At 73.1% G+C, this 24,929-nt stretch carries 18 protein-coding genes; 3 read left to right on the top strand and 15 right to left on the bottom strand.

All coding sequences use genetic code 11. The annotated features are described in order from the left end of the window. Positions 1-80: 80 nt before the first annotated feature. The 8 genes from C4J65_RS25465 to rimP all read right to left on the bottom strand — a co-directional run bounded on the left by C4J65_RS25465 (position 81) and on the right by rimP (position 11,981). The gene (locus C4J65_RS25465; protein ID WP_162833351.1) at positions 81-4,553 is read right to left on the bottom strand and encodes a hypothetical protein; all 4,473 of its coding nucleotides are present in this window, start codon (positions 4,551-4,553) and stop codon (positions 81-83) included. Positions 4,554-4,806: 253 nt separating this feature from the next. Further along, complete coding sequence (gene truB, locus C4J65_RS25460) at positions 4,807-5,712, bottom strand: tRNA pseudouridine(55) synthase TruB (RefSeq protein ID WP_115744479.1); 906 nt, start codon at positions 5,710-5,712, stop codon at positions 4,807-4,809. Beyond that, positions 5,709-6,191 carry a 30S ribosome-binding factor RbfA gene (rbfA, locus tag C4J65_RS25455; RefSeq protein WP_115744478.1) on the bottom strand — a complete coding sequence of 161 codons (483 nt, stop codon included), beginning with the start codon at positions 6,189-6,191 and terminating at the stop codon, positions 5,709-5,711. Before rbfA ends, truB begins: the two co-directional genes overlap by 4 nt. Positions 6,192-6,275: 84 nt before the next feature. Further along, entirely contained in the window at positions 6,276-6,569 is a 294-nt protein-coding gene (locus tag C4J65_RS25450; RefSeq protein ID WP_115746622.1) for a DUF503 domain-containing protein, read from the bottom strand. Between the two features lie 152 nt (positions 6,570-6,721). Then, positions 6,722-9,820: a translation initiation factor IF-2 gene (infB, locus tag C4J65_RS25445; RefSeq protein WP_115744477.1), complete on the bottom strand. Its 3,099-nt coding sequence runs from the start codon at positions 9,818-9,820 to the stop codon at positions 6,722-6,724. 161 nt (positions 9,821-9,981) lie between these two features. After that, a complete protein-coding gene (locus tag C4J65_RS25440) occupies positions 9,982-10,287 on the bottom strand; it encodes a YlxR family RNase P modulator (protein ID WP_115744476.1) in 306 nt (101 codons plus the stop codon). Between the two features lie 102 nt (positions 10,288-10,389). Next, a complete protein-coding gene (gene nusA, locus C4J65_RS25435; protein WP_115744475.1) occupies positions 10,390-11,412 on the bottom strand; it encodes a transcription termination factor NusA in 1,023 nt (340 codons plus the stop codon). A gap of 2 nt (positions 11,413-11,414) precedes the next feature. Next, the gene (gene rimP, locus C4J65_RS25430; RefSeq protein ID WP_115744474.1) at positions 11,415-11,981 is read right to left on the bottom strand and encodes a ribosome maturation factor RimP; all 567 of its coding nucleotides are present in this window, start codon (positions 11,979-11,981) and stop codon (positions 11,415-11,417) included. A gap of 281 nt (positions 11,982-12,262) precedes the next feature. Here rimP and C4J65_RS25425 point away from each other — a divergent pair, with 281 nt between their 5' ends. From C4J65_RS25425 to C4J65_RS25415, 3 genes are read left to right on the top strand one after another with little or no spacing between them, the layout of a single operon-like run. Then, entirely contained in the window at positions 12,263-12,826 is a 564-nt protein-coding gene (locus tag C4J65_RS25425) for a hypothetical protein (protein ID WP_115744473.1), read from the top strand. Positions 12,827-12,829: 3 nt separating this feature from the next. Continuing rightward, positions 12,830-13,333 (top strand): ferritin-like domain-containing protein, encoded by a 504-nt coding sequence (locus tag C4J65_RS25420; protein WP_115744472.1) that lies wholly within the window; start codon positions 12,830-12,832, stop codon positions 13,331-13,333. Between the two features lie 39 nt (positions 13,334-13,372). Next, complete coding sequence (locus C4J65_RS25415) at positions 13,373-14,272, top strand: aminoglycoside phosphotransferase family protein (protein ID WP_115744471.1); 900 nt, start codon at positions 13,373-13,375, stop codon at positions 14,270-14,272. Between the two features lie 667 nt (positions 14,273-14,939). Here the strand turns inward: C4J65_RS25415 and C4J65_RS25405 are convergent. From C4J65_RS25405 to C4J65_RS25375, 7 genes are all read right to left on the bottom strand, one after another. Continuing rightward, the gene (locus tag C4J65_RS25405) at positions 14,940-16,643 is read right to left on the bottom strand and encodes a proline--tRNA ligase (RefSeq protein ID WP_115744470.1); all 1,704 of its coding nucleotides are present in this window, start codon (positions 16,641-16,643) and stop codon (positions 14,940-14,942) included. Positions 16,644-16,716: 73 nt separating this feature from the next. Continuing rightward, the gene (locus C4J65_RS25400) at positions 16,717-17,259 is read right to left on the bottom strand and encodes a GNAT family N-acetyltransferase (protein ID WP_115744469.1); all 543 of its coding nucleotides are present in this window, start codon (positions 17,257-17,259) and stop codon (positions 16,717-16,719) included. A gap of 60 nt (positions 17,260-17,319) precedes the next feature. Further along, entirely contained in the window at positions 17,320-18,168 is an 849-nt protein-coding gene (locus C4J65_RS25395) for a GNAT family N-acetyltransferase (RefSeq protein ID WP_162833350.1), read from the bottom strand. 100 nt (positions 18,169-18,268) lie between these two features. Continuing rightward, positions 18,269-19,426: a flavodoxin-dependent (E)-4-hydroxy-3-methylbut-2-enyl-diphosphate synthase gene (ispG, locus tag C4J65_RS25390; RefSeq protein WP_115744467.1), complete on the bottom strand. Its 1,158-nt coding sequence runs from the start codon at positions 19,424-19,426 to the stop codon at positions 18,269-18,271. Positions 19,427-19,721: 295 nt separating this feature from the next. Beyond that, positions 19,722-21,014 carry a site-2 protease family protein gene (locus C4J65_RS25385; RefSeq protein WP_115746621.1) on the bottom strand — a complete coding sequence of 431 codons (1,293 nt, stop codon included), beginning with the start codon at positions 21,012-21,014 and terminating at the stop codon, positions 19,722-19,724. Between the two features lie 8 nt (positions 21,015-21,022). After that, the gene (gene dxr / locus C4J65_RS25380; protein ID WP_115744466.1) at positions 21,023-22,279 is read right to left on the bottom strand and encodes a 1-deoxy-D-xylulose-5-phosphate reductoisomerase; all 1,257 of its coding nucleotides are present in this window, start codon (positions 22,277-22,279) and stop codon (positions 21,023-21,025) included. 406 nt (positions 22,280-22,685) lie between these two features. Next, positions 22,686-24,662 carry an acyl-CoA dehydrogenase family protein gene (locus tag C4J65_RS25375; protein WP_115744465.1) on the bottom strand — a complete coding sequence of 659 codons (1,977 nt, stop codon included), beginning with the start codon at positions 24,660-24,662 and terminating at the stop codon, positions 22,686-22,688. Between the last annotated feature and the right edge of the window lie 267 nt (positions 24,663-24,929).

Here is a 24,929-nt window from a genome sequence, read left to right as displayed (position 1 = left end):
AGGGTGCCATGCCGTCCGGCTCCGGTCGGCATCGGCATCGGTGCTGTGACCGGGTGCACCCCACGCCGCGCGCGGGCGGGTCAGGCGGGGACGCGGGCGCCCGCGAGATGCTCGATCGTGCGGCGGGTGCTGGGGCCCACCAGCGCGGCCCAGTCCTCGGGCGCGTCGGTGAGCCAGCCGGTCAGCCGGGGGGCGAATCCCGGGAGGTGCCGGGCCAGGTCGACGAGGCCGCGGTCGAAGCGGGTGGCGCCCTCGGGGGTGCGGACGAGGAGCCGCCCGGTGCGGTGCACGAGGGCCCGCAGCTCCTCTCCGTCGCACCGGGCGGCGGCGTGCAGCAGTGCGTCCAGGACGGCGGGTTCGTGTTCGTGGGCGAAGAGGTGTTCCCGCAGTTCGCGGCGGAGCGGGGCGCTGGCCGTTGCCCCGTCGGCGGCGAGGACTCCGGCGAGCGCGGCCCGCGCCGGCTCGGGGCCGTCGTCGAGGAGGCGGGTGACCAGGGGGAGGAGTACGGCGCGGGGTGCCGGGTCCCGGTCGAGGCGCCGGTCGACGTAGGCGGCCAGGTGTCCGGCGGTCTCGGGGCGCTCGGTCACGGTCCGGGCGACGAGGGCGGCCACCCGGAGGGTCAGCGGGGGCGTGGTGGCGTCGGCGAGCCTGCGCAGCGCCTCACCGGCGTCCGGGCCGAGCAGCCGGGCCCGGAAGGCTTCGAGGACGGGCTCGGGGTGGGTCGGCAGGGCGGCGGCCACCGCGCTGGGTGGAAGGTACGGATCGCAGGCGGCGAAGAGGTCGAGGGCTCTGGGGAGGTGGCGGTCGCGGCAGTCCGGGTCCTGGACGAGCAGGGCGAGTGCACCGCCGCGCAGCGGGCTGTCGGAGGGTCCGGCGAGCAGCACCAGGGCGGCGTGGCGGAGCAGGGTGCGGTCGGCGCCGGTACGTGCGTGCGGGGCGGTGCGCAGGCCGTGGGTGACCGCCGCGCGCTGCCGCGCGGGCCGCTCGGTGCGCGCCCACCGCTCCACCGCGCGGCAGAGCGCGGACGGCTCCTCCTCGGCCAGGACGGCGAGCAGTTCGTCGGCGCGTCGGTGCGTGCAGTCGACGAGCACCTCGGTGAGTCCGTCCAGGCCGCGGTGGCGGTGGGTGTGCAGCAGCGCCTGCGCGGCCGTCGCGACGGTGGCGTGCGGGGTAGCGGGCAGCGGCCGTTCGTCGTCGAACCAGCGGACGAGCAGCGGCTGTACGGTCGTGGGGTCGGCGGTGAGCAGCGCGGCCACGGTGTCCAGGTGGCGGGGACCGGGCGCGTGCGGCGGGCCGTCCGCGAGAACGAGGCGGCGCAGCAGGTCCAGGCGGGTGGCCTCCGGGACACGCAGCGCCGTCCAGAAACCGGGCCCGAAGACCTGGGGGGTCGGCTCTCCGTCCCCTCCCCGCTCCGCGATGCCGTCGGCGAGCAGCCGCAGCACGTCGGTGTACGGCGCCGCGTCGGGTACGCGGGTCAGCGCCTCGGCGAGCAGCCTCGCCGCCCACCAGGAGTGCGGGTCGAGGTCGAGGGCGTGCACCAGCTCCTCCAGGGTCAGGGCCAGCTGGGGGACGCCGTGCTGGCGGGCGAGGAGCAGGAGCGCCTCGACGACGGAGCCGATGCGGTGGTGCGGGACGGGGAGGGTGTGGGTGCCGAGCGGGGCGTCGCGCCGGTGGACGAGGGCGCGCAGGGCCTCGTCCAGGTCGAGGTGGGTGCCCTGGATCCAATCGGCGAGCTCCTCGTGCGCGAAGCGGTAGCCGCTGCCCGCGGGTACGAAGAGGCCCTCGGCGAGCACGGCCGGTGCCCAGCCGGTGCCGCCGCCCAGCCGGGCCGGGGCCGGTCCGCACGGGAACAGCGCCTCGAAGGACTCCCGGTCCAGTCCGCCCTGCCCGGGTCCGAGACTGCGCCGGGCGGCCTCGTGGACCTGCCCGGAGACCTTCGCGGCCAGTCGGCGTACGGCGGTGCCGTGCAGGCCGTTCTCCCCGGCCAGGCGGGTGGCGACGCGCAGGCACATCAGGTCCAGGTACGCCGTGAAGACCGCGTCCCGGGCGACGGGCACGGGGGCCGGGGGGTCGGGGAGGGCGGCCTGGACCTCCGAGAGCAGGCGGATCGTGAGGGGGTGCCCGGCGTCCGGGTCCGCCAGGGCGCCTTCCGGCACGCCGTGGCGGGCGCGCGCCTCCCGGGCCTCGTCGTCGCGCAGGTCACCGAGCCGGACGCAGGGCGGGAGCCCGGCGTACCCGCGACCCCGGGCGCCCACTGTCACCCGCGGGGCGGACGCCGGTCCGCCTTCGACGGCTTCCGTCCCGCCCGACGGGTCTGCGGCCGTCGCGGGCGCCGGGCTTGCGGCCGTCCCGCGCGCCGGGCTTGCGGCCGTCCCGGGCGCCGGGCCCGGTCCGACGGTGGTGCCGGTGGTGGTGCCGACGGTGGTGCCGACGGTGCGACGCGGCCAAGCCGCCCCGCCGGACGTCCCACCACCCGCCCCGAGCGCCGGACCGCCCCCAACAGCCCCCGACCCCGGCTCCCGCGGACCGGCCCCGGGCGAAGAGACGCCACCGGCCGCCCCCGACCCACACGTCCCACCACTCACCCCGGGCCTCGGCACACCCCCGACAGTCCCCGACCCCGGCTCCCGCGGACCCGCCCCGGGCGAAGAGACGCCACCGGCCGCCCCCGACCCACACGTCCCACCACTCACCCCGGGCGTCGGCACACCCCCGACAGTCCCCGACCCCGGCTCCCGCGGACCCGCCCCGGGCGAAGAGACGCCACCGGCCGCCCCCGACCCACACGTCCCACCACTCACCCCGGGCGTCGGCACACCCCCGACAGTCCCCGACCCCGGCTCCCGCGGACCCGCCCCGGGCGAAGAGACGCCACCGGCCGCCCCCGACCCACACGTCCCACCACTCACCCCGGGCGTCGGCACACCCCCGACAGTCCCCGACCCCGGCTCCCGCGGACCCGCCCCGGGCGAAGAGACGCCACCGGCCGCCCCCGACCCACACGTCCCGCCACTCGCCCCGGGCGTCGGCACACCCCCGGCAGTCCCCGACCCCGGCACGGCGACCGCTCCCCCGGACGGCACCGCACCGTCCGCCGCCCACACCGCACCACCCGGACCAGGCCAGGACCCCGAACCGGTGGACACCCTGGGCGACGGGACGTCCCCCGCCCACCTGGGTGGCCGCGCCGCGCCCGCCGGGCCGGACGGCGACACCCCGGAGTCGGGTCCGTACAGCAGCTCCCCCGGGAACTCCGCTCCCGCGTGCTCCCAGTACTCCGCGCGGCAGGCCACCACGAGTCGGGTGCCCGTCTCCCGCAGCCAGGCGGTCGTGCCCTCGGTCCACTCGGGGAGGCGGTGAGCCAGGACGGGCGGCATCTCCTCCGGGCCGTCCAGGACGACCAGGAGGGGTCGTCCGGCGGTGCGGGCCAGGTGGGCGAGGCGTTCGGGGGTGACGTCGCCGAGGCCGACGGGGCCCGGGCGGTCCGGGTCCGGGGCGGCGACGATGCGGGCGGCCCGGGCCAGCGTCCGCCGCGCCGCGTCCGCCAGCGACATGTCCTCGTCGTGCAGATCGGCCCCGCGGAGCCACAGCGTGGGGGCCGCTGCGGGTCCCCCGGAACGGCGTGCGGCGAGGGCCGCCAGCTCGGTCGTACGGCCGCTGCCCGGGGCGCCGACCAGGCCCAGGATCCGGGTGCCGCTCGCGGCGAAGGCGGCGAACTCGCGCGTCACCCCAGCCCGTTCGACCGGTTCGCGGGCGCCGGGTCCGGCCTCCGTGACCGAGGTCGCCGTCAGGGCGAGCACACCGGCCAGGTTGAGGTCGGCGCCGTACGCCGGGACCGTCGCCGCGTTCTCGGCGAGGAGGTCGGCGAGCGGGCCGGTGGCCGTGCGGCGCAGCGGCACGGCGAATCCGACGTCGCTGTGGCCGGAGCTGAGGGCGGTGCCGAGGACGCCGAGGACGGCGCCGGTCGCCACGTCGAGCACGGGCCCGCCGGCCGCTCCCCCGCCCAGCCGCAGCGCGTCGCGCCCGCAGGTGCCGATGGCCAGCTCGAGGGCGTCGCCGAGGAGGTGGAAGCGGTCGGTGGCGGTGTAGGTGACGTCGGTGGCGCCCAGGACCCGGGCCTCGCGCCAGCCCCCGGCGGCGATCCGGACGTAGGTCCCGGCCTCGACGCGGTCCCGCGTGCTCAGGGGCAGCGGGGCGGCGCCGAGGCCCTCGGTGCGCACGAGGGCCAGGCCGAGGGCGGGCAACGGGACGACGTCGGCGGCGGCCACGACACGGCGGCGGCCTCCGGCGGTGCTCAGGACCAGCCGGGACAGGCCGTCCACCGCTTCGTGGCTGGTGAGCACCGTGCCGTGGTGGTCGGCGACGAATCCCGTGCCGCGTGGGCGGCCGGCGAGGTCGTGGACACGGATCAGGGCGGCGTCGGCTGCGGCGTGCTCCGCCGGGTCAACCCCCCGGACGGCCGGGAGCCCGCCTCGCGCCTCCCGGGAGCCGTCCCCGGGCCGCTCCCCCGCCCTGCCGCCCGTCGCCTCCCGGGACCGGTTCCGCGACGTCATCGTCGAACCTCCCCGCCGTACACCCGTGCTGTGTGTTCGACGGTAGGCGCGTGATGATCAGCGGGACAGAGCCTCCGGCGAACGCGCCCCCTTCCACTCCCCCGGTTCACTCCGAGCGCCTGCCCGGACGGGTGAACAGAAGGGGTGGGTTGGATACAACCTAGGGGGTGGGGGAACCGAGGGGGGACCGTGGAGCGGCGACAGTGGCAGTCCCCGTGTGCGCCGCTCCACGGGCGGACCCGACGGTGTGGGCTCAGCCGAAGACGGCCAGGCTCTTCGCCTTGCCCTTGTGCTCCTCCACGAGGGCGAGGAGGCGCCCCTCGGGATCGAAGACGGCGACGGCACCGACGCCCGTGTACTCCTCGGGCATCTCCAGCCGTACGCCGTTGGTGAGCAGCCTGGCCCGCCTGGCGTCCACCGCCCAGCGCGGGAAGGCGGCGCCCGCCGCGTCCGCGACGGGCATGACGGTGAGCTCCTGCTGGAGCTGCTCCAGGGTCCGGGCGCCGTCCAGCTTGTACGGCCCGACGCGGGTGCGGCGCAGCGCCGTGAGATGCCCGCCGACGCCGAGTCCGGCGCCCAGGTCGCGGGCCAGCGCCCGGATGTAGGTGCCGGACGAGCAGGTCACCGAGACCACCAGGTCCACCACCGGGGTGCCGTCGTCGGCGACGGCGTCCCGGACGTCGTACACCGCGAAGGAGGAGACGGTGACGGGGCGGGCGGGGATCTCGAACTCCTCGCCCTCGCGGGCCCGTTTGTAGGAGCGCACGCCCTTGATCTTGATGGCGCTGACCTTGGACGGCACCTGCATGATGGCGCCGCTCAGCTCGGCGACACCGGCGTCGATCGCCTCCCGGGTGACCTTCGAGGCGTCCCGCGACCCCGTGATCTCGCCCTCGGCGTCGTCGGTCAGCGTCGTCTGCCCGAGCCTGATCGTGCCCAGGTACTCCTTCTCGGTGAGGGCGAGGTGCCCGAGGAGCTTGGTCGCCCGCTCCACACCGAGGACCAGGACGCCCGTCGCCATCGGGTCGAGCGTGCCGGCGTGCCCGACGCGCCGGGTGCGGGCGATGCCCCGCATCTTGGCGACGACGTCGTGCGAAGTGAAGCCCGACGGCTTGTCGACGATGACAAGGCCGTCGGGCGTGGTGTGCTTGTCGGTCATTTAGCGGTGTCGTCCGTCTCGTCGGCCTCGACGGCGCCTTCGGTGTCGGTCTCGTCCTCGCCCGGCTTGCGGTACGGGTCCGCCTCCCCGGCGTAGGCGGCGCCCGCGGACGCCTCGCGCACCTTCTCGTCGGACTGCCGCGCCTTGTCGAGGAGGTCCTCGATGTTGCGGGCGGTGTCCGGAAGGGCGTCCATGACGAAGGTCAGGGTGGGCGTGAACTTCACGCCGGCCGCCTTGCCCACCTCGGAGCGCAGGATGCCCTTGGCGCTCTCCAGGCCCGCCGTGGCGGCCTTCCGCTCCTCGTCGTCCCCGTAGACCGTGTAGAAGACGGTCGCCTCCCGCAGGTCACCGGTGACCCGCGTGTCCGTGATGGTGACGTGTGAGCCGAGCCGCGGGTCCTTGATCCCGCGCTGCAGCTTCTGGGCCACCACCTCTCGGATGAGGTCCGCCAGCCTTTTCGCCCGCGCGTTGTCGGCCACTGGTCCGTCTCCCGTTCTTTCTTCTCTTGCCCGATCCGGCTTCTCTTGCCCGATCCGGTCGATCCGGTCTTCTGCCCGATCCGGTCAGTCGTCGTCGCCGTGGAAGCGCCGCCTCACCGACAGCAGTTCCACCTCGGGACGGCCGGCCACCAGCCGCTCGCACCGGTCGAGCACGTCGCTCAGGTGGCCCGCGTCGCCGGACACCAGGGCCAGGCCGACGACGGCCCGGCGATGGAGGTTCATGTGCTCCACCTCCGCCGCGCTCACCCCGTACTTCCGCTGGAGTTCGGCGACGATCGGGCGGACGACGGAGCGCTTCTCCTTCAGCGAATGTACGTCGCCGAGGAGGAGGTCGAAGGACAGCGTCCCCACATACATGTACAACCGGTTCACCCGCCGGTCCGGGATCGATGACCCCGCCGTTCACGGGCGGGGGCATCAGAACCGTACAACGAACGGCCGGGGCCGATCGACGGATATTGTGCTCCGCCGACCGGCCCCGGACCGGTCACTCCCGGAAGACGCGGTACCTACACCCGCGGCTTCTCGCGCATCTCGTACGTCGCGATGACGTCGTCGACCTTGATGTCGTTGAAGTTTCCGAGGTTGATACCGCCCTCGAAGCCTTCGCGGATCTCGGTGACGTCGTCCTTGAAGCGACGCAGACCCTCGATGTTGAGGTTCTCCGCGATGACCTTGCCATCGCGCAGGAGGCGCGCCTTGGTGTTGCGCTTGACCTCGCCGGAGCGGATGAGAACACCCGCGATGTTGCCCAGCTTGGAGGAGCGGAAGACCTCGCGGATCTCCGCCGTGCCCAGCTCGACCTCTTCGTACTCCGGCTTGAGCATGCCCTTGAGGGCCGCCTCGATCTCCTCGATCGCCTGGTAGATGACCGAGTAGTACCGGACGTCCACACCCTCGCGCTCGGCCATCTGCGCGGCACGCCCGGCGGCGCGCACGTTGAAGCCGATCACGATGGCGTCGGAGCCCATCGCCAGGTCGATGTCGGACTCCGTGACCGCACCGACGCCGCGGTGCAGGACGCGGATGTCGACCTCTTCGCCGACGTCCAGCTGGAGCAGGGAGGATTCCAGCGCCTCGACCGATCCGGACGCGTCGCCCTTGATGATCAGGTTGAGCTGCTGGACCTCGCCGGCCTTCAGCACCTTGTCCAGGTCCTCCAGCGACACGCGGCGCGTGCGCTTGGCGAACGCGGCGTTGCGCTCGCGGGCGGCGCGCTTCTCCGCGATCTGGCGGGCCGTACGGTCCTCCTCGACCACGATGAAGTTGTCACCGGCGCCCGGGACGTTGGTCAGACCCAGCACCTGGACCGGCGTGGACGGACCCGCCTCGGCGACGTTGTTGCCGTTGTCGTCGAGCATGGCGCGGACGCGGCCGTAGGCGTCGCCCACCACCATCGTGTCGCCGACCCGCAGGGTGCCTCGCTGCACGAGGACCGTCGCCACGGCACCGCGGCCGCGATCGAGACGGGACTCGATCGAGATGCCCTGCGCGTCCTGGACCGGGTTGGCCCGCAGGTCGAGCGAGGCGTCCGCGGTGAGGACCACGGCCTCCAGCAGGGAGTCGATGTGCAGACCCTGCTTGGCGGAGATGTCGACGAACATGGTGTCGCCGCCGTACTCCTCGGCCACCAGGCCGTACTCGGTCAGCTGACCGCGCACCTTGGTCGGGTCGGCGCCCTCGACGTCGATCTTGTTGACCGCGACGACGATCGGGACGTCGGCCGCCTTGGCGTGGTTGAGCGCCTCAACCGTCTGCGGCATGACGCCGTCGTTGGCCGCGACGACCAGGATCGCGATGTCGGTCGACCGGGCACCACGGGCACGCATGGCGGTGAACGCCTCGTGACCCGGGGTGTCGATGAAGGTGATCTTGCGCTCTTCGTCGTTGACCTCGGTCGCGACCTGGTAGGCACCGATGTGCTGGGTGATGCCGCCGGCCTCGCCCGCGATGACGTTCGTCTTGCGGATGGCGTCGAGCAGTCGGGTCTTTCCGTGGTCGACGTGACCCATGACGGTCACGACCGGCGGACGGACGACCAGGTCCTCCTCGGAGCCCTCGTCCTCGCCGAACTCCAGGTCGAAGGACTCGAGCAGCTCGCGGTCCTCCTCCTCCGGGCTGACGATCTGAACCGTGTAGTTCATCTCGCCGGCGAGGAGCTGGAGCGTCTCGTCGGAGACGGACTGGGTCGCGGTGACCATCTCGCCGAGGTTCATCATGACCGCGACGAGCGACGCCGGGTTGGCGTTGATCTTCTCCGCGAAGTCGGTGAGCGACGCACCGCGCGACAGGCGAATGGTCTCGCCGTTGCCGCGAGGCAGCATCACGCCGCCGACCGACGGGGCCTGCATGGCCTCGTACTCCTGGCGCCTCTGCCGCTTCGACTTGCGACCGCGACGCGCGGGACCGCCGGGACGACCGAAGGCGCCCTGCGTGCCACCACGGCCACCGGGACCGCCGGGACGACCGCCGAAGCCGGGACGGCCACCGCCGCCGCCGAAGCCGCCGCCACCGCCGGGACGACCGGCGAAGCCGCCGCCGCCACCGGGACGACCGCCACCGCCGCCACCGCCGGGACGACCGGCGAAGCCGCCGCCGCCACCGGGGCGACCGCCACCGCCGGGACGACCGGCACCGCCGGGTCCGCGACCGCCGCCACCAGGGCCGGGACGCGGGCCGGCAGCCGGACGCTGCGGCATCATGCCGGGGTTCGGACGCGGTCCGCCGCCGGGACGGGGACCGGCGCCGCCGCCCTGCGGACGCGGCATCGAGCCCGGGCTCGGACGGTTGCCGCCCGGGGCCTGGGGACGGGGACCGCCGCCCTGGCCGCCGGCGCCCTGCGGACGGGGACCGCCGCCGGGAGCACCACCGGGACCACCCGGGCGGGGCCCGCCCTGCGGACGGGGCGCCTGCGGGCGCGCCATGCCGGCGTTGCCGCCGGAGGTGAAGGGGTTGTTACCCGGACGCGGACCGCCGGGGCGGCCGCCGGGACGCTGTGCCGGGGCACCGGGACGCTGGCCGCCGGGACGGCCCTGGCCACCCTGCTGGCCGCGGTCCTGACCCGGACCGGACGGACGGGCGCCACCCGGCTTGGGGGCACCGGGACGCGCACCGCCGGGCTTCGGACCGGACGCAGCCGGGGCCGGAGTGGACGGAGCGGCCGGAGCCGCCGGCGGAGCGGTGAACTCCGGCGCGGCCGGGGCCGGACGCGGCGCGGGCTTGGGGCCCGGCGTCGGACGCGGACCCTGCGACGGAGCCGGCGCGGGGGCCGACGGAGCCGCGGGCTGATGGGCAGCCGGCGCCGTGGGTGCGGCCGGCGGCCGCGGGGCAGCCGGACGGTCCCCCACTGCCTTGGCGGCCTGGGAGGGACCAGCCGGCGACGGCGCCGCCGGCCTGGGGGCGGCCTTCTTCGGGGCCGCGGGGCGGCCGGCGGAACGGCCGTTGCCGCCACCCTGCTGGAATGCGTCTGTCAGCTTGCGTACTACGGGCGCTTCGATGGTCGAAGACGCCGAACGGACGAATTCACCGAGTTCCTGGAGCTTGGCCATGACGACCTTGCTCTCGACACCGAACTCCTTGGCGAGTTCGTAGACCCGGACCTTAGCCACTTCGCTCCTCTGAGGTCCGGGTTGCGTCCGGACCGTCGCTAGTTCATGGGCGTACTCATCGCGTACTCATCGAGTGCTCATCGCAATCTCGACCTGCTTTCGACTCGCGAGGTACCAAGCCGCGCGGGGTTCCGCGCGGCATGTCTTCCTTACCACGTTGCTCACATGCTGCTTTCAGCAGCCTTGTCGCAACCTTCTGCCTGCTCGACGTAGTGGCGCAACGCCTTTACGTCGAGCGGTCCCGGGACGCGGAGCGCCCGCGGAAACGCCTTGCGGCGCACCGCCTGGTCGACACAGACCGGTACGGGGTGGACGTACGCACCCCGGCCGGGCAGCGTACCGCGTGGATCAGGGGTGCAATGACCCTCGACCGCCACGGTGCGCAGCAGCGCGCTCTTGACCGCTCGCTCCCGGCACCCCACGCAGGTGCGCTCGGGGCATGCCCGGGTACGTGTCCGGCCAGACACTCCTAAGTCTACCTCCCCGGATCGACCTCACCCTTTCGGGGCAAGAATCGAACACGTGCCGCACGCAAAGCTGTCGTGATCTCAGCGGCGGGCGGCTTGGATCTATTCCCCGCGACCGCGGGACGGCTGCTCCTCCGAGGCGTCGGAGGGCTGCTCGGTGTCCGGGCGGATGTCGATCCGCCAGCCGGTCAGCCGGGCCGCGAGGCGGGCGTTCTGGCCCTCCTTGCCGATGGCCAGCGACAGCTGGTAGTCGGGCACGATCACGCGTGCGGAGCGGGCCGCGAGGTCCACGACCTCCACCTTGGAGACGCGGGCCGGGGAGAGCGCGTTCGCCACCATCTCGGCCGGGTCGTCCGACCAGTCGACGATGTCGATCTTCTCGCCGTTCAGCTCGCCCATGACGTTGCGTACCCGGCCGCCCATGGGGCCGATGCAGGCGCCCTTGGCGTTCAGGCCCGAGCGCGTGGAGCGTACGGCGATCTTGGTGCGGTGGCCGGCCTCGCGGGCGATCGCGGAGATCTCGACGGATCCGTCGGCGATCTCCGGCACCTCGAGGGCGAAGAGCTTCTTCACCAGGTTGGGATGCGTGCGCGACAGCGTCACGGACGGGCCGCGCACGCCCTTGGCGACGCGGACGACGTACGAGCGCAGGCGCGTGCCGTGCGGGTACGTCTCGCCGGGCACCTGCTCCTGCACCGGCAGGATGGCCTCCAGCTTGCCGATGTCCACCAGCACGTTCTTCGGGTCGCGGCCCTGCTGGACCACGCCGGTGACGATGTCGCCCTCACGGCCGGCGTACTCGCCGAGCGTCGCGTCGTCCTCGGCGTCGCGCAGCCGCTGCAGGATGACCTGCTTGGCGGTGGTGGCGGCGATGCGGCCGAAGTCGGACGGGGTGTCGTCGAACTCGCGGGGCGCCTGGCCCTCCTCGAGGTCGTCGGGGTCCTCCTTCGCCCACACGGTCACGTGGCCGGTGTTCCGGTCGAGCTCCACGCGCGCGTGGCGGCGGCTTCCCTCGGTGCGGTGGTAGGCGATGAGGAGGGCCGACTCGATCGCTTCGACCAGCAGGTCGAAGGAGATCTCCTTCTCCCGTACCAAGCCCCGCAGGGCGCTCATGTCGATGTCCACGGCTACGCCTCCTCCTCTTCCGTCTTGTTGTCGTTCTTGTCGTCGTTGTTGTCGTCGTTGTTGTCGTGGTTCTTGTTGTCGCTGTCCTTGGCGTCCTTGCGGTTGAACTCGACCTGGACGCGTGCCTTGTCGATGTCGCCGAAGGGCAGTCTGCGGGTGGTGGCCTTGCGGCCCTTCACTCCCGGTACTTCGAGGTCGAGTCCGTCCTCGTCCACGGCGAGGATGCGGGCGACCAGTTCGCCGCCCTCGTGCAGCTGGAACCGGACCAGGCGGTCCGTGGCGCGCACGTAGTGGCGGTGCTCGGTGAGGGAGCGCTCCGCGCCGGGGGTTCCGACCTCGAGGGTGTACTCCCCGTCGCCCATCGCGTCGGTCTCGTCGAGCTTCGCCGAGAGCGCGCGGCTCACGTCGGCGATCCGGTCCAGGTCCGCTCCGGTGTCGGAGTCCACGACCACGCTCAGCACACGCCTGCGGCCGACCGAGTCCACCGCGATCTCTTCGAGGTCCAGTCCCTGGGAGGCGACGAGCGGCTCAAGCAGCTCTCGCAGCCTCTCGCTCTGGGTGGTGCTCATCCGGGTGACTCCTCGGCCGCGTGTGCTGTTGTGGGACGGTGCGCGTGTCTGGTCAAAGGGTATCCGGTCGCGGGGGGTGTTGCCGTCCACCCGGGTCCGGCGGTGCCGGTGAGTGGTGGGCGGGCGGGGCACGGGTACCGTGATCACGGGCGGGTGGGATCGCGGGTTTCCGTCTCGTTCGTCGATGGTCTGCTTGTCGTTGATCGTTGGTCCGCTTCTCGTTCTTCGTCGTTTTGTCGTCTTGTCGTCATTTCCGTACGAGCCTGTCGAGGACGTCTGCCGTGTCGTTTTCCCCATCGCCGCGCCTGCCTCGGGGGCCGCGCAGAAGGAGCCTGCTCGCGTCGGCCGCCGGGGCCGCCCTGCTCGCCGGCTGTACCGGAGGGTCGGGCTCCGGCGAGGCGGGGGCCGGGCCCTCCGCTGTCGAACGGGCTCAGGCGCGTGCGGCCCGGGACAGTGAGGAACTGGCCGCGAGGTACGCGGCCGTGATCGCGGCACATCCGGGGCTGGCGGAGCGGCTGCGGCCGTTGCGTGAGGAGGTCGTGCGGCACGCGGAGGCGTTCGGCGCGGTGTCGGCGGCCTCTCCGACGGCTTCGGGGACGGCGGCGGGTACGGCGGCATCGCCTTCGGCCTCCGTCCGGGCTGCCGGGCCGGCGAATGAGTCCGGTGGCTCCGATGTCGTGCCGACGGACGAGAAGGGGGCCTTGGCCCTGCTCGCCGGGGCCGAGCGGAAGCTGGCCGATCGGCGGGCCCGGACGCTGCTCGATGTGCCGGGTGAGTCGGCGCGGCTGCTGGCCTCCGTCGCGGCGGCCGGGGCGGCGCACGTGTTTCTGCTGACGGAGGGCTGACGGGTGGGCAAGGCGGAGGACGGGCGGCTGAGCGCCCTGCAGGCGGCGCTGGCCGCGGAGCACGCGGCCGTGTACGGCTACGGGGTCGTCGGCGGGCGGATCGGTGAGAAGCGGCGTACCGAGGCGCGGACGGCGTACGACGCGCACCGGGCACGGCGGGACGCGCTGGCGCGCGAGGTGCGGGACCTGGGCGGCGAACCGGTCGCCGCTGCGGCCGGGTACACGCTTCCCTTCTCCGTGCCGGACTCGGCGGCGGCGGTGCGGCTGGCGGCCGAGCTGGAGGACCGGGTGGCCGGCGTCTACTCCGACCTGGTGCGGGCGGCCGAGGGCGACGGGCGGGCCTCGGCGGCCGGGGCGCTGCGCGAGGCGGCGGTCCGCGCGGTGCGGTGGCGGGGCGGGAGCGTAGCCTTCCCTGGGCTCGCCGAGCGGGTCGGCTCGCCGACCGGGCGGGGTGCCGCTCCGGATGCCTCCGACACGGCGCCGGCGACGGCCTCACCGACTGCGTAACGCGTACGGCTTTCCGTACGGGAAGGGAACGGCTCGCGCATGGCTTTCGAACCGCCGCGGCGTTTGGTCAGGGCGTTCGGCGAGACGGCGCCGGAGGGTGACGACTGGTTGGCCAAGCTGCCCGAAGTGGCGGGGCGGGCGGTGGCGCAGCGCGAGTTGGCGGTGGAGCGGGTGCAGGTGCCCGGGGGGCGCAGCAGCCTGGTGGTGCTGGTGCGGACGGCCGAGGGGGCGCCGGCGGTGCTGAAGCTCGCCCCGCGCCGGGCGCGGCCGGAGAGCGAGCGGGCCGCGCTCGTGCACTGGGGCGGTCTGGGTGCCGTGCAGGTGCGGGAGGAGGGGGCCGAGGAGGGCGTGCTGCTGCTCGAGCGGCTGCATCCGGACGTGTCGGTGCGGTCGTTGCCGGAGGCGAAGGCGTTGTTGGAGGCCGCGGGGACGCTGCGGCGGCTGTGGGTGGAGCCGCCCGCCTCTCATCCGTTCGAGACGGTGGCCGAGCGGACCGGGCGGCAGGCGGAGGCGATGCGGGCGGGAGCGGCGGCGGATGCCGAGGTGGCGCCGTTGGTGGACGCGGCGCTCGCGGCGCGGGCGGAACTGTTGGCCGGGCCGTCGGAGCAGCGGCTGCTGCACGGGACGTTCCGGCAGAGCAAGGTACTCGCCGGGGATCGGATGCCATGGCTGGCGGTGGGGCCCGATCCGGTGGTCGGGGAGAGTGCGTTCGATCTGGCGCGGCTGGTGCGGGACCGGGTGGAGGATCTGATCGCCCAGCCGTCGGGGGCGTCGACGACTCGGCGGCGGATCAAGCGGCTCGCGGAGTCGCTTGAGGTCGATCAGGAGCGGCTGCGCGGGTGGACGCTGTTCCGGGCGGTGGAGTCGGGGGTGCGGGCCCGGCGGGTGGGGCGTGAGCGGGACGCGGAGCTGTTGTTGGAGTTCGCGGGCTGGTTGTGAGGGGCGGGTGCCTGCGGCGCCTGTGCGGGTGCGGTGGGGGTGCGCGTAGCGCCGTTTGTCCGGTGGGTGGGTCGGGGCCGCGCCGGGGGGTGTCCGTCCTCGGAACGGCGCGGAATCGGTCGGCCACAGAAGCGAACTCCGTTGACGCGCCAACCGCTGCGGGCGGACACCCCCCGACACGACCCCTCCTCGCCGTACGCGGCTGCCGCCCGCCCACTCTCCGGCGCCCCACCCCGCCGTACGCGGCTGCGGCCGCCAACGCTCCGGTTCCGCTCCTCGCCGTACGCGGCTGCCGCCGCCAACGCTCCGGTTCCGCTCCTCGCCGTACGCGGCTGCCGCCGCCAACGCTCCGGTTCCGCTCCTCGCCGTACGCGGCTGCCGCCGCCCACTCTCCGCGTTCCGCTCCTCGCCGTACGCGGCTGCCGCCGCCAACGCTCCGCGTTCCGCTCCTCGCCGTACGCGGCTGCCGCCCGCCCACTCTCAGCGCGCCACTCCGCCGTACGCGGCTCCCGCCGCGTCGCCGCCGGCCGTCGGTGCGGGCAGTCGTGCCGCTGGGGCGGCACGGCCCGCTGCGCCGGGCCGCGCTCCCCTCGCGCCCGCACCCGCACCGGGCATCGGGTGGAACGCGGGACCGCGCGACCCACCCCGGGCCGCCTACCGCCGCCCGTCAGCTCGTGAGGCGGGTGAGGGCCTCCTCGACCGTTACTTCCTCGCGCTCGCCCGTGCGGCGGTCCTTCAGTTCGACGACGCCCTCGGCGGAGCGGCGGCCGGCCACCAGGATCTGGGGGACGCCGATGAGTTCGGCGTCGGTGAACTTCACGCCGGGAGAGACTCCCGCCCGGTCGTCCACCAGGACGCGGACGCCGGCCGCGGCCAGCTTGTCGGAGACCTCCAGGGCCAGCTCGGTCTGCAGCGCCTTGCCCGCGGCGACCACGTGGACGTCGGCCGGGGCGACCTCCTTGGACCAGACGAGGCCCTTGTCGTCGGCGTGCTGTTCGGCGAGGGCGGCCACCGCGCGGGAGACGCCGATGCCGTAGGAGCCCATGGTGACGCGGGCCGGCTTGCCGTTCTGACCGAGGACGTCGAGCTTGAGGGCGTCGGCGTACTTGCGGCCCAGCTGGAAGATGTGGCCGATCTCGATGGCGCGGTCCAGCCTGAGGCCGGTGCCGCAGTTGGGGCAGGGGTCGCCCTCGCGGACGACCACGACGTCGACGTAGGTGTCGACCTCGAAGTCGCGGCCCGCCACGACGTTCTTGGCGTGGGTGTCGGCCTTGTTGGCGCCCGTGATCCACGCGGTGCCCGGCGCGACCCGGGGGTCGGCGATGTATGTGACCTTCTCGCCCAGGCCCTGCGGGCCGACGTAGCCGCGGACCAGGTCGGGGCGGCCGACGAAGTCCTCGGCGGTGACCAGTTCGACGGCGGCCGGCGCGAAGTGGGCCTCGACCTTGTCCATGTCGACCTCGCGGTCGCCGGGGACGCCCACGGCGACGATCTCGCCGTCCACCTTGACCAGGAGGTTCTTGAGCGTGGCGGAGGCCTCGACGCCGAGGGAGGCGGCCAGGGTCTCGATGGTGGGGGTGTCGGGGGTCGCGATGTCCTCGGCCGCGGGGGTGCCGGTGGCGTCCGTGCGGGTGAGGGTGTAGGTGATCGCCTCGGTATTGGCGGCGTAGTCGCAGTTCGGGCAGTCCGCGAAGGTGTCCTCGCCGGCCTCCGCGGGGGCCAGGAACTCCTCGGACTTGGAGCCGCCCATGGCGCCGGCGGTGGCCGCGACGATGCGGTAGTCGAGGCCCAGGCGTTCGAAGATGCGCTGGTAGGCGGCGCGGTGCAGGGCGTAGGACTCGGCGAGGCCCTCGTCGGCCACGTCGAAGGAGTAGGAGTCCTTCATGAGGAACTCGCGGCCCCGCAGGATGCCGGCCCGGGGACGGGCCTCGTCGCGGTACTTGTTCTGGATCTGGTAGAGGATGACCGGCAGGTCCTTGTAGGAGGATGCCTGGTCCTTGACGAGGAGGGTGAAGATCTCCTCGTGGGTGGGGCCGAGGAGGTAGTCGCCGCCCTTGCGGTCCTGGAGGCGGAAGAGTTCGGGGCCGTACTCCTCCCAGCGGCCGGTGGCCTCGTACGGCTCGCGCGGCAGCAGGGCGGGGAGCTGGACTTCCTGGGCGCCGATGGCGTCCATCTCCTCGCGGACGATGCGCTCGATGTTGCCGAGGACCTTCTTGCCGAGCGGCAGCCAGCTCCACAGGCCGGCGGCGGTGCGGCGCACGTAGCCGGCGCGGACCAGCAGCTTGTGGCTGAGGACCTCGGCGTCCGCCGGGTCGTCGCGCAGCGTCTTCGCCATCAACTTCGACATGCGCTGGACCGGTGCGTTGGCCATGGTTCTCGTGTCTCCTGCTGCGTAAGGGTGGTGCTAGGAGGTTAGCCGGGTGGTCCGGTGGGGTGGAAATCGGTTATCGACCGGGGGTGCGCCTCAGCAGGGGGAGGGTGGCGCCCATGACCGCGTACGGCTTGCGGGCGCGGGGGAAGAGGACCCGGCGGGCGAGGTCCTGGTAGCCGAGTGAACGGTAGAGGCCGCGGGCGGGGCTCTCGGTGTCGATCGCGGAGAGGATCGAGCGGGGCTCGGTGGCGGCGTCGGTGATGGTGGTGATCAGGGAGCGGCCCGCGCCGCGGTTCTGGTGCGCCGGGTGGACGTGGAGCTCCGTGATGACGAAGGAGTCGTCGAGCCAGGCGTCGGTGCCCTGGGCGCGGAGGTACGGCTCGACGACGGTGGACCACCAGTGGGTGCGGTCGTTGGGCATGCCGTAGACGAAGCCGACGAGACGGCCCCGGACGGTGGCGCCGAGGGCTCTGGCTCCCGGGTGGGTCATGTGGCGCAGGACGATCTGACGGCGGACGGCCACCTCGTCGGGGCCGAGGCCGAAGGCGGCGGCTTGGACGGCCAAGGCCTCGTCCACGTGCGCGGAGAGGTCCAGTGGGCCGATCACGAGGTCCATGGCGGGGAGCCTACAGGGGCGTGGGGACGAGGGGCCTGGTGCAGGTGGTGCGCTGGGGGCTCAGAACAGGACGCTCATGAAGGCGCCCACCTCTTGGAAACCGACCCGGAGGTACGTCCGTCGCGCCGCGGTGTTGAAGTCGTTCACGTAGAGGCTCGCCACCGGGGCGATGTCCGCGAGGGCGTAGCGCAGGACCGCCGCCATGCCGGGGGCGGCCAGGCCCTTCCCGCGGTACTCGGGGGCCACCCACACGCCCTGGATCTGGCAGGCGCGGTCGGTGGCGGCGCCGATCTCGGCCTTGAAGACGACCCTGCCGTCGGCGTCGAAGCGGGCGAAGGAGCGGCCGGTGCCGACGAGTTCGGCGACCCGGGCCTGGTAGAGCAGGCCGCCGTCGCCGGCCATCGGGGAGATGCCGACCTCCTCGGTGAACATCGCCACGCAGGCCGGCATGATCCGGTCCACCTCGTCCTTGCGGACGCGGCGGACATAGGGGTCCGGGGCGAGGTCGTCGGGGAGGCGGTCGGCGACCATGAGGGGTTGGTGGGTGCGGACCTCGCGGGCCGGTCCCCAGCCCGGTTCGAGCAGCCGCCACAGCTGGGCGGTCGGACCGGCCGGGCCGACGATCGATGAGCAGCGGCGGCCGGCCCGGCGGGCGCGGTCGGCGAAGGCGCGGACGGCGCGCGGGGTGGCGCAGATGGGCACGAGGTTGGCGCCCGCGTAGCACAGGGAGGTGAGCATGCCGTGCTCGTACCAGCCCCACATCTCGCCGCCGAGGCGCCACGGGTCGAGACCGGCGATCTGGACGCGGGCGGTCACGAAGGCGTTCGCGACCGGGTCGCGGTCGAGGATGGCGAGCGCGGCGTCCAGGTCGCTCGGTTCGAGCACGCGGGAGGTGGTCTGCGTCAACACGTGCGGGGGCCTCACCCTGAGATCTGCTGGTTCCCGCACTGTACCTGCCGCGAATATGCCGCGCCGCCCCCCTGGGGCGACGCGGCAGTGGTGGGAGGGGTCAGCCGGCCACGGCGACGGACGGTTCGCCGGAGGCCACGCCGTCCTTCTCCATCTGCTCGGCGATCTTCATGGCCTCGTCGATGAGGGTCTCCACGATCTTGGACTCGGGGACGGTCTTGACGACCTCGCCCTTGACGAAGATCTGGCCCTTGCCGTTGCCGGAGGCGACGCCGAGGTCGGCCTCGCGGGCCTCGCCGGGGCCGTTGACGACGCAGCCCATGACGGCGACGCGCAGCGGCACCTCCATGCCTTCCAGACCGGCGGTGACCTCTTCGGCCAGCTTGTAGACGTCGACCTGGGCGCGGCCGCAGGACGGGCAGGAGACGATCTCCAGGCCGCGCTGGCGCAGGTTCAGCGACTCCAGGATCTGGATGCCGACCTTGATCTCCTCGACCGGCGGGGCGGAGAGGGAGACGCGGATGGTGTCGCCGATGCCCTGGGAGAGGAGCGCGCCGAAGGCGACCGCCGACTTGATGGTGCCCTGGAACGCCGGGCCCGCCTCGGTCACGCCGAGGTGGAGGGGGTAGTCGCACTGGGCGGCGAGCTGGCGGTACGCCTCGACCATCACGACCGGGTCGTTGTGCTTGACCGAGATCTTGATGTCCCGGAAGTCGTGCTCCTCGAAGAGCGACGCCTCCCAGAGGGCGGACTCGGCCAGCGCCTCCGGGGTCGCCCTGCCGTACTTCTGGAGCAGGCGGCGGTCCAGCGAGCCCGCGTTCACGCCGATGCGGATGGGCGTGCCGTGGTCCTTCGCCGCCTTGGCGATCTCCTTGACCTTGTCGTCGAACTGCTTGATGTTGCCCGGGTTCACGCGGACCGCCGCGCAGCCGGCCTCGATCGCGGCGAAGACGTACTTGGGCTGGAAGTGGATGTCCGCGATCACCGGGATCTGCGACTTCTTCGCGATGACGGGCAGCGCGTCGGCGTCGTCCTGGGTGGGGCAGGCCACCCGGACGATCTGGCAGCCCGACGCCGTCAGCTCGGCGATCTGCTGGAGGGTGGCGCCGATGTCGGAGGTGCGGGTGGTGGTCATGGACTGCACCGACACGGGGGCGTCGCCGCCCACCGCCACGGGTCCGACCTGGATCTGCCGGCTCTTGCGGCGCTCCGCGAGCCTGGTCGGAACGTCCGGCATGCCGAGAGAAATCGCAGTCATCTGCTGTGCAACCCCAAGTCGTGGATCAAGGTCCGGCCCCGTTCAGCGGCGGGCTCCGGCCTTCGAGATTACGGCACCGACATGAACGCCGGGTACGCGGCGTACGGGAGATGCACCCTATGGCGTCCATCTGCGGCGTGAGGCGAGTGAAGCCCGGTCCGGAGGGACATGCTCTCCGGATCGGGCTTCTCTTCGGATCAGTCGGACGGTCCGTGGACCGGGTGACCGGGCCGCGATGCGGCGGACGGTCCGTGGACCGGGTGACCGGGCAGCGGTGCGGCGGACGGTCCGGTGGTCAGGTTATGCGGACCGGGTTGACGACGTCCGCCACCAGCACGAGCAGCGTGAAGCAGACGAAGACGCCCGCCACCACGTAGGCCACCGGCATCAGCTTCGCCACGTCGAAGGGCCCGGGGTCGGGCCTGCGCAGCACCTTCGCCGTACCGCGGCGCAGCGACTCCCACAGGGCGCCCGCGATGTGGCCGCCGTCGAGCGGCAGCAGCGGAAGCATGTTGAAGAGGAACAGGGAGAGGTTGAAGCCGGCCACCAGCATGACGAACATGGCGAGCTGCTGGGTGGGCGGGATGTCGAGGGTGGCGATCTCGCCGCCGACGCGGGCCGCGCCGACGACGCCCATCGGGGAGTCGGCCTCGCGGGGTCCGTCGCCGAAGGCCGCGTCCCACAGGGCGGGGATCTTGGCGGGCAGGGCGGCGAGGTTGTCGACGGCGTCGCCGATCCGGTCGCCCATCCAGGTCACGGACTGGCCGAAGTCCTGTTTCACCACGCCGGTGGCGGAGCTGAAGCCGAGGAATCCCGCGGTGACGTACTCGCCCTGGACGATCTGTCCGTTGGAGTCCTTCTTGGCAACCTTGTTGGTGGCGATGGTCGCGTGGAGGGTGATCTCCTCGCCCTTGCGCTCGACGACGACCGGCACGTCCTCGCCCGGGTTGGCGCGGATCAGGTCGGACAGCCTGTCCCAGTCGTCGGTGCGTACGCCGTCGAAGGCGAGGATCTTGTCCCCGGCCCGCAGGCCCGCCGCCGCGGCCGGGGAGGCCGGGTCGGACTTGGCGCAGTCGTCGCGGTTCTCGCTCTGCGAGATGACGCACTGGGAGACCGAGCTGACGGTGGTGGTCTGCTGGGAGATACCGAAGCCCATCAGCACCGTGAGGAAGAGCACCACGGCGAGGATCAGGTTCATGAACGGGCCGGCGAACATCACGATGACGCGCTTCCACGGCTTGCGCGTGTAGAAGAGGCGCTTCTCGTCACCGGGCTGCAGTTCCTCGAAGGCGGCCGAGCGGGCGTCCTCTATCATCCCGCGCCAGGGCGAGGTGGAGCGTGCCTCCATGCGGCCGTCGGGGCCGGGCGGGAACATGCCGATCATGCGGATGTAGCCGCCGAAGGGGATGGCCTTGACCCCGTACTCGGTGTCGCCCTTCTTCCTGGAGAAGAGCGTCGGTCCGAAGCCCACCATGTACTGCGGCACCCGGATGCCGAACATCTTGGCCGTGGACAGGTGGCCCAGCTCGTGCCAGGCGATGGAGAAGAGCAGACCGACGGCGAAGAGGACTATGCCGAGGATGAACATCAGGGTCGTCATGCACGGGCCTCCGCCGTCTGTGCCGCCAGTTGCCGGGCCCGGGCGCGTGCCCAGGTCTCCGCTTCGAGGACGTCCGCGACGGTGAGCGAGGTTCCCGTACCGGGGGAGCCGTGCTCCTCGACCACCCGCGTGACGGTCTCCATGATCCCGAGAAACGGCAGCGCGCCGGAGCGGAACGCCTCGACGCACTCCTCATTGGCGGCATTGAACACCGCCGGGGCCGTGCCCGCGAGCCGTCCGACGTGCCGGGCCAGGTCGACGGAGGGGAACGCCTCGTTGTCCAGCGGGAAGAACTCCCAGGTCGAGGCCTTGCTCCAGTCGAAGGCGGGCGCTGCGTCGGGGACGCGTTCGGGCCAGCCGAGGCCCACGGCGATGGGCCCGCCCATGTCGGGGGGCGTGGCGTGGGCCAGCGTCGATCCGTCCGTGTACTCAACCATCGAGTGGACATACGACTGCGGGTGCACGACCACCTCAATGCGGTCGAAGGGAATGTCGTAGAGCAGGTGGGCCTCGATCACCTCCAGGCCCTTGTTGACGAGGGTCGCGGAGTTGATCGTGATCACCGGGCCCATGGCCCAGGTGGGGTGGGCGAGCGCGTCCTCGACGGTGACCGCCGCCAGCTCGTCCCTGGTACGGCCCCGGAACGGGCCGCCGGACGCGGTGACGACCAGCTTGCGCACGTCGGCGCGGGTGCCGGCGGCCAGCGCCTGGAAGAGGGCGGCGTGCTCGGAGTCGACCGGGATGATCTGGCCCGGCTTGGCCAGCGCCTTGACCAGCGGGCCGCCGACGATGAGCGACTCCTTGTTGGCCAGCGCGAGGGTGCGGCCCGCCTCCAGGGCGGCGAGGGTGGGCGCGAGTCCGATGGAGCCGGTGATGCCGTTGAGCACGGTGTGGCAGTCGGAGGCGGCGAGCCGGGTGGCCGCCTCCGGTCCGGCGAGGATCTCGGGGAGCGGCTCGCCCGTCCCGTACTGGGCGGTGAGCGCCTCCCGGAGCGCCGGTACGACGTCCTCGCGGGCGACGGCGACGGTCCGCGCCTTCAGCCGGTACGCCTGCTCGGCGAGGAGGGCGACCCGGCCGCCGTTGGCGGACAGGGCGGTGACCCGGAAGCGGTCCGGGTTGCGCAGCACGAGGTCGATGGCCTGGGTCCCGATCGACCCGGTGGACCCGAGGATCACCACGTCCTTCGGGCCGTCGCCCGCCACCGGGTCGTAGACGAGGTGGGGGTCGGCGAGGGGGGCTGGACTGTCGCTCATCCCCCCATTGTGTCCGCAACGGCCCTCCAGGAGGACAGCGCGTCCCTCGGTCGGGTGTCGCGCGCCCGCGGGAGGGCCCGCCGTCTCGGGTCTCCGTCCCGCTTCTGCCGGCGTAGCTCCGGCCGACTTCCGCCACCGCGGGCCGCCCGGACCGCCCGGACCGCTCGCCTCTGCCCCACCGGACGCAGCGTCACTGACGGCGCCCGCGCCTGCGGACGCCGCCGTGTCACAGGGATCCGCGCGGGTGGGTGAGCACCGGCTGCGCGGGGCGGATCCCGGCCGGTGCGCACCACCACCCGGGCGCGGGGCGCCGGTCCTCGCCCGGGGCCGGTGTCCGGTGCCCCGCCTCGGCCACTCCGGCGCGAGCGGCGGGGCGCCCGGTCCCGCGGCCCGGGCGGCCCGTGGCTCAGCCGACGGCGCGGCGGACGTTCTCCCGCTGGGACGGGCCCGGTGTCGCGTCCGCGATCCACGGGCCGTTGCCCGACGGGTCGACGACGCCCTGCTCCAGCCACTCGTACGCGCCGCCCAGCACGCCCTTGACGACCTTGCGGTCCAGGTCGTCGGTGTTGCTCCACAGGCGGCCGAAGAGTTCCTCGACGCGGATGCGGGACTGGCGGCAGAAGGCGTCGGCGAGCTGGTAGGCCTCGCGGCCGTGGTCGTCCTTGGCGCGCAGGTGCTCGGCGCGTACGCACGCGGCGCTCATCGCGAACAGCTCCGCTCCGATGTCGACGATCCGGCCAAGGAAGCCCTGCTTGGTCTCCATCCGGCCCTGCCAGCGGGACATGGCGTAGAAGGTGGAGCGGGCGAGCTTGCGGGCGGTGCGTTCGACGTAGCGCAGGTGCCCGGAGAGGTCCCGGTGGCCGGAGGGGTGGAAGTCCGCGTAGGAGCGGGGAAGCTGGCCGGGGCCCGCGACGAGCTTCGGCAGCCACTTGGCGTAGAAGACGCCGGCCTGCGCGCCCGCCCTCGCCTTGTCGGAGAGGGTCTTGTCGGGGTCGATCAGGTCGCCGGCGACCGAGAGGTGGGCGTCGACCGCCTCGCGCGCGATCAGCAGGTGCATGATCTCGGTGGAGCCCTCGAAGATGCGGTTGATGCGCAGGTCCCGCAGGAGTTGCTCGGCGGGGACCGCGCGTTCGCCCCGGGCTTCGAGGGAGGCCGCGGTCTCGAAGCCCCGGCCGCCGCGGATCTGGACCAGTTCGTCGGCCATCAGGCAGGCCATCTCCGAGCCGTAGAGCTTGGCGAGGGCGGCCTCGATGCGGATGTCGTTGCGGTCCTCGTCGGCCATCTGGGAGGAGAGGTCCAGGACTGCCTCCAGGGCGAAGGTCGTCGCCGCGATGAAGGAGATCTTGGCGCCGACCGCCTCGTGCAGCGCGACCGGCCTGCCCCACTGCTCGCGCACCGCCGACCACTCGCGGGCGATCTTCAGGCACCACTTGCCGGCGCCGACGCACATCGCGGGGAGGGAGAGGCGGCCGGTGTTGAGGGTGGTCAGGGCGATCTTCAGGCCGGCACCCTCGGGGCCGATGCGGTGGGCCGCCGGGACGCGGACGCGGTGGAAGCGGGTGACGCCGTTCTCCAGGCCGCGCAGGCCCATGAAGGCGTTGCGGTTCTCCACCGTGATGCCCTCGGAGGCCGCCTCGACCACGAACGCGGTGATGCCGCCCCTGCCGCCCTCCGCGTCCTTGCCGCCCTCCGGCTTCGGGACGCGGGCCATGACCACGAGCAGGTCGGCCACGACACCGTTGGTGGTCCACAGTTTCACGCCGTCGAGGACGTAGTCGTCGCCGTCCCGGACGGCCGTGGTGGCCAGTCGCGCCGGGTCGGAGCCGACGTCCGGCTCGGTCAGCAGGAACGCCGAGATGTCGGTGCGCGCGCAGCGCGGCAGGAACGTGTCCTGCTGCTCCTGGGTGCCGAACATCTTCAGCGGCTGCGGCACGCCGATCGACTGGTGGGCGGAGAGCAGCGCGCCGATCGCGGGGTTCGCGGATCCGACCAGGGCCAGGGCCTTGTTGTAGTAGACCTGGGTCAGGCCGAGACCGCCGTACTTGGTGTCGATCTTCATGCCGAAGGCGCCCAGCTCCTTCAGCCCGGTGATCACGTCGTCGGGGATCCGTGCGTCGCGCTCGATCACCGCCCCGTCGATCTTCGTCTCGCAGAAGTCGCGCAGCTTGGCGAGGAACTCCTCGCCGCGCTGTACGTCCTGGTCGGCCGGGAGCGGGTGGGGGTGGAGGAGGTCGAGACGGAAGCGGCCGAGGAACAGCTCCTTGGCGAAGCTGGGCTTGCGCCAGTCCTGTTCCCGGGCCGCCTCCGCGACCTGGCGGGCCTCACGTTCGGTGACGGTTGGCCGAGAGGGAGAAGCAGAAGAGGGGGTGGGTGGTGCGGACATGAGGCTCACCTCGCCACGATTCGTCCTGCACGAACTTGCGGACGTACGTTACTAGTCGGTGCTACCCGATCGTATGTACCCGATCCGGGGCGACCCAGCCACCCTTCGTGCGGCCGTTCGGCCGATACTGCGGGGGGAGGCCGGGAGAGGGGAACGCGGAAGACAAACGAGTCGAAGCGCTTCGACGGACTATGGACACCCATCCGCACTGCGGCTACTGTCGAACCACTCTCGCCCCACCCCTACTGGCCGCACGCGCTGTCGAAG

The sequence above is a fragment of the Streptomyces sp. CB09001 genome, assembly GCF_003369795.1.
Taxonomy (GTDB): domain Bacteria; phylum Actinomycetota; class Actinomycetes; order Streptomycetales; family Streptomycetaceae; genus Streptomyces.
This window is presented reverse-complemented; position numbering and strand designations above follow the sequence as displayed.

What these genes read in the sequence shown, in the direction of transcription:
- C4J65_RS25465 (WP_162833351.1), bottom strand. Translation starts at nt 4,553, where the DNA reads ATGACGTCGCGGAACCGGTCCCGGGAGGCGACGGGCGGCAGGGCGGGG.
- ispG (WP_115744467.1), bottom strand. Translation starts at nt 19,426, where the DNA reads ATGACTGCGATTTCTCTCGGCATGCCGGACGTTCCGACCAGGCTCGCG.
- C4J65_RS25375 (WP_115744465.1), bottom strand. Translation starts at nt 24,662, where the DNA reads ATGTCCGCACCACCCACCCCCTCTTCTGCTTCTCCCTCTCGGCCAACC.
- rimP (WP_115744474.1), bottom strand. Translation starts at nt 11,981, where the DNA reads ATGAGCACCACCCAGAGCGAGAGGCTGCGAGAGCTGCTTGAGCCGCTC.
- dxr (WP_115744466.1), bottom strand. Translation starts at nt 22,279, where the DNA reads ATGAGCGACAGTCCAGCCCCCCTCGCCGACCCCCACCTCGTCTACGAC.
- C4J65_RS25385 (WP_115746621.1), bottom strand. Translation starts at nt 21,014, where the DNA reads ATGTTCATCCTCGGCATAGTCCTCTTCGCCGTCGGTCTGCTCTTCTCC.
- C4J65_RS25450 (WP_115746622.1), bottom strand. Translation starts at nt 6,569, where the DNA reads ATGTATGTGGGGACGCTGTCCTTCGACCTCCTCCTCGGCGACGTACAT.
- C4J65_RS25415 (WP_115744471.1), top strand. Translation starts at nt 13,373, where the DNA reads ATGGCTTTCGAACCGCCGCGGCGTTTGGTCAGGGCGTTCGGCGAGACG.
- truB (WP_115744479.1), bottom strand. Translation starts at nt 5,712, where the DNA reads ATGACCGACAAGCACACCACGCCCGACGGCCTTGTCATCGTCGACAAG.
- C4J65_RS25405 (WP_115744470.1), bottom strand. Translation starts at nt 16,643, where the DNA reads ATGGCCAACGCACCGGTCCAGCGCATGTCGAAGTTGATGGCGAAGACG.
- C4J65_RS25400 (WP_115744469.1), bottom strand. Translation starts at nt 17,259, where the DNA reads ATGGACCTCGTGATCGGCCCACTGGACCTCTCCGCGCACGTGGACGAG.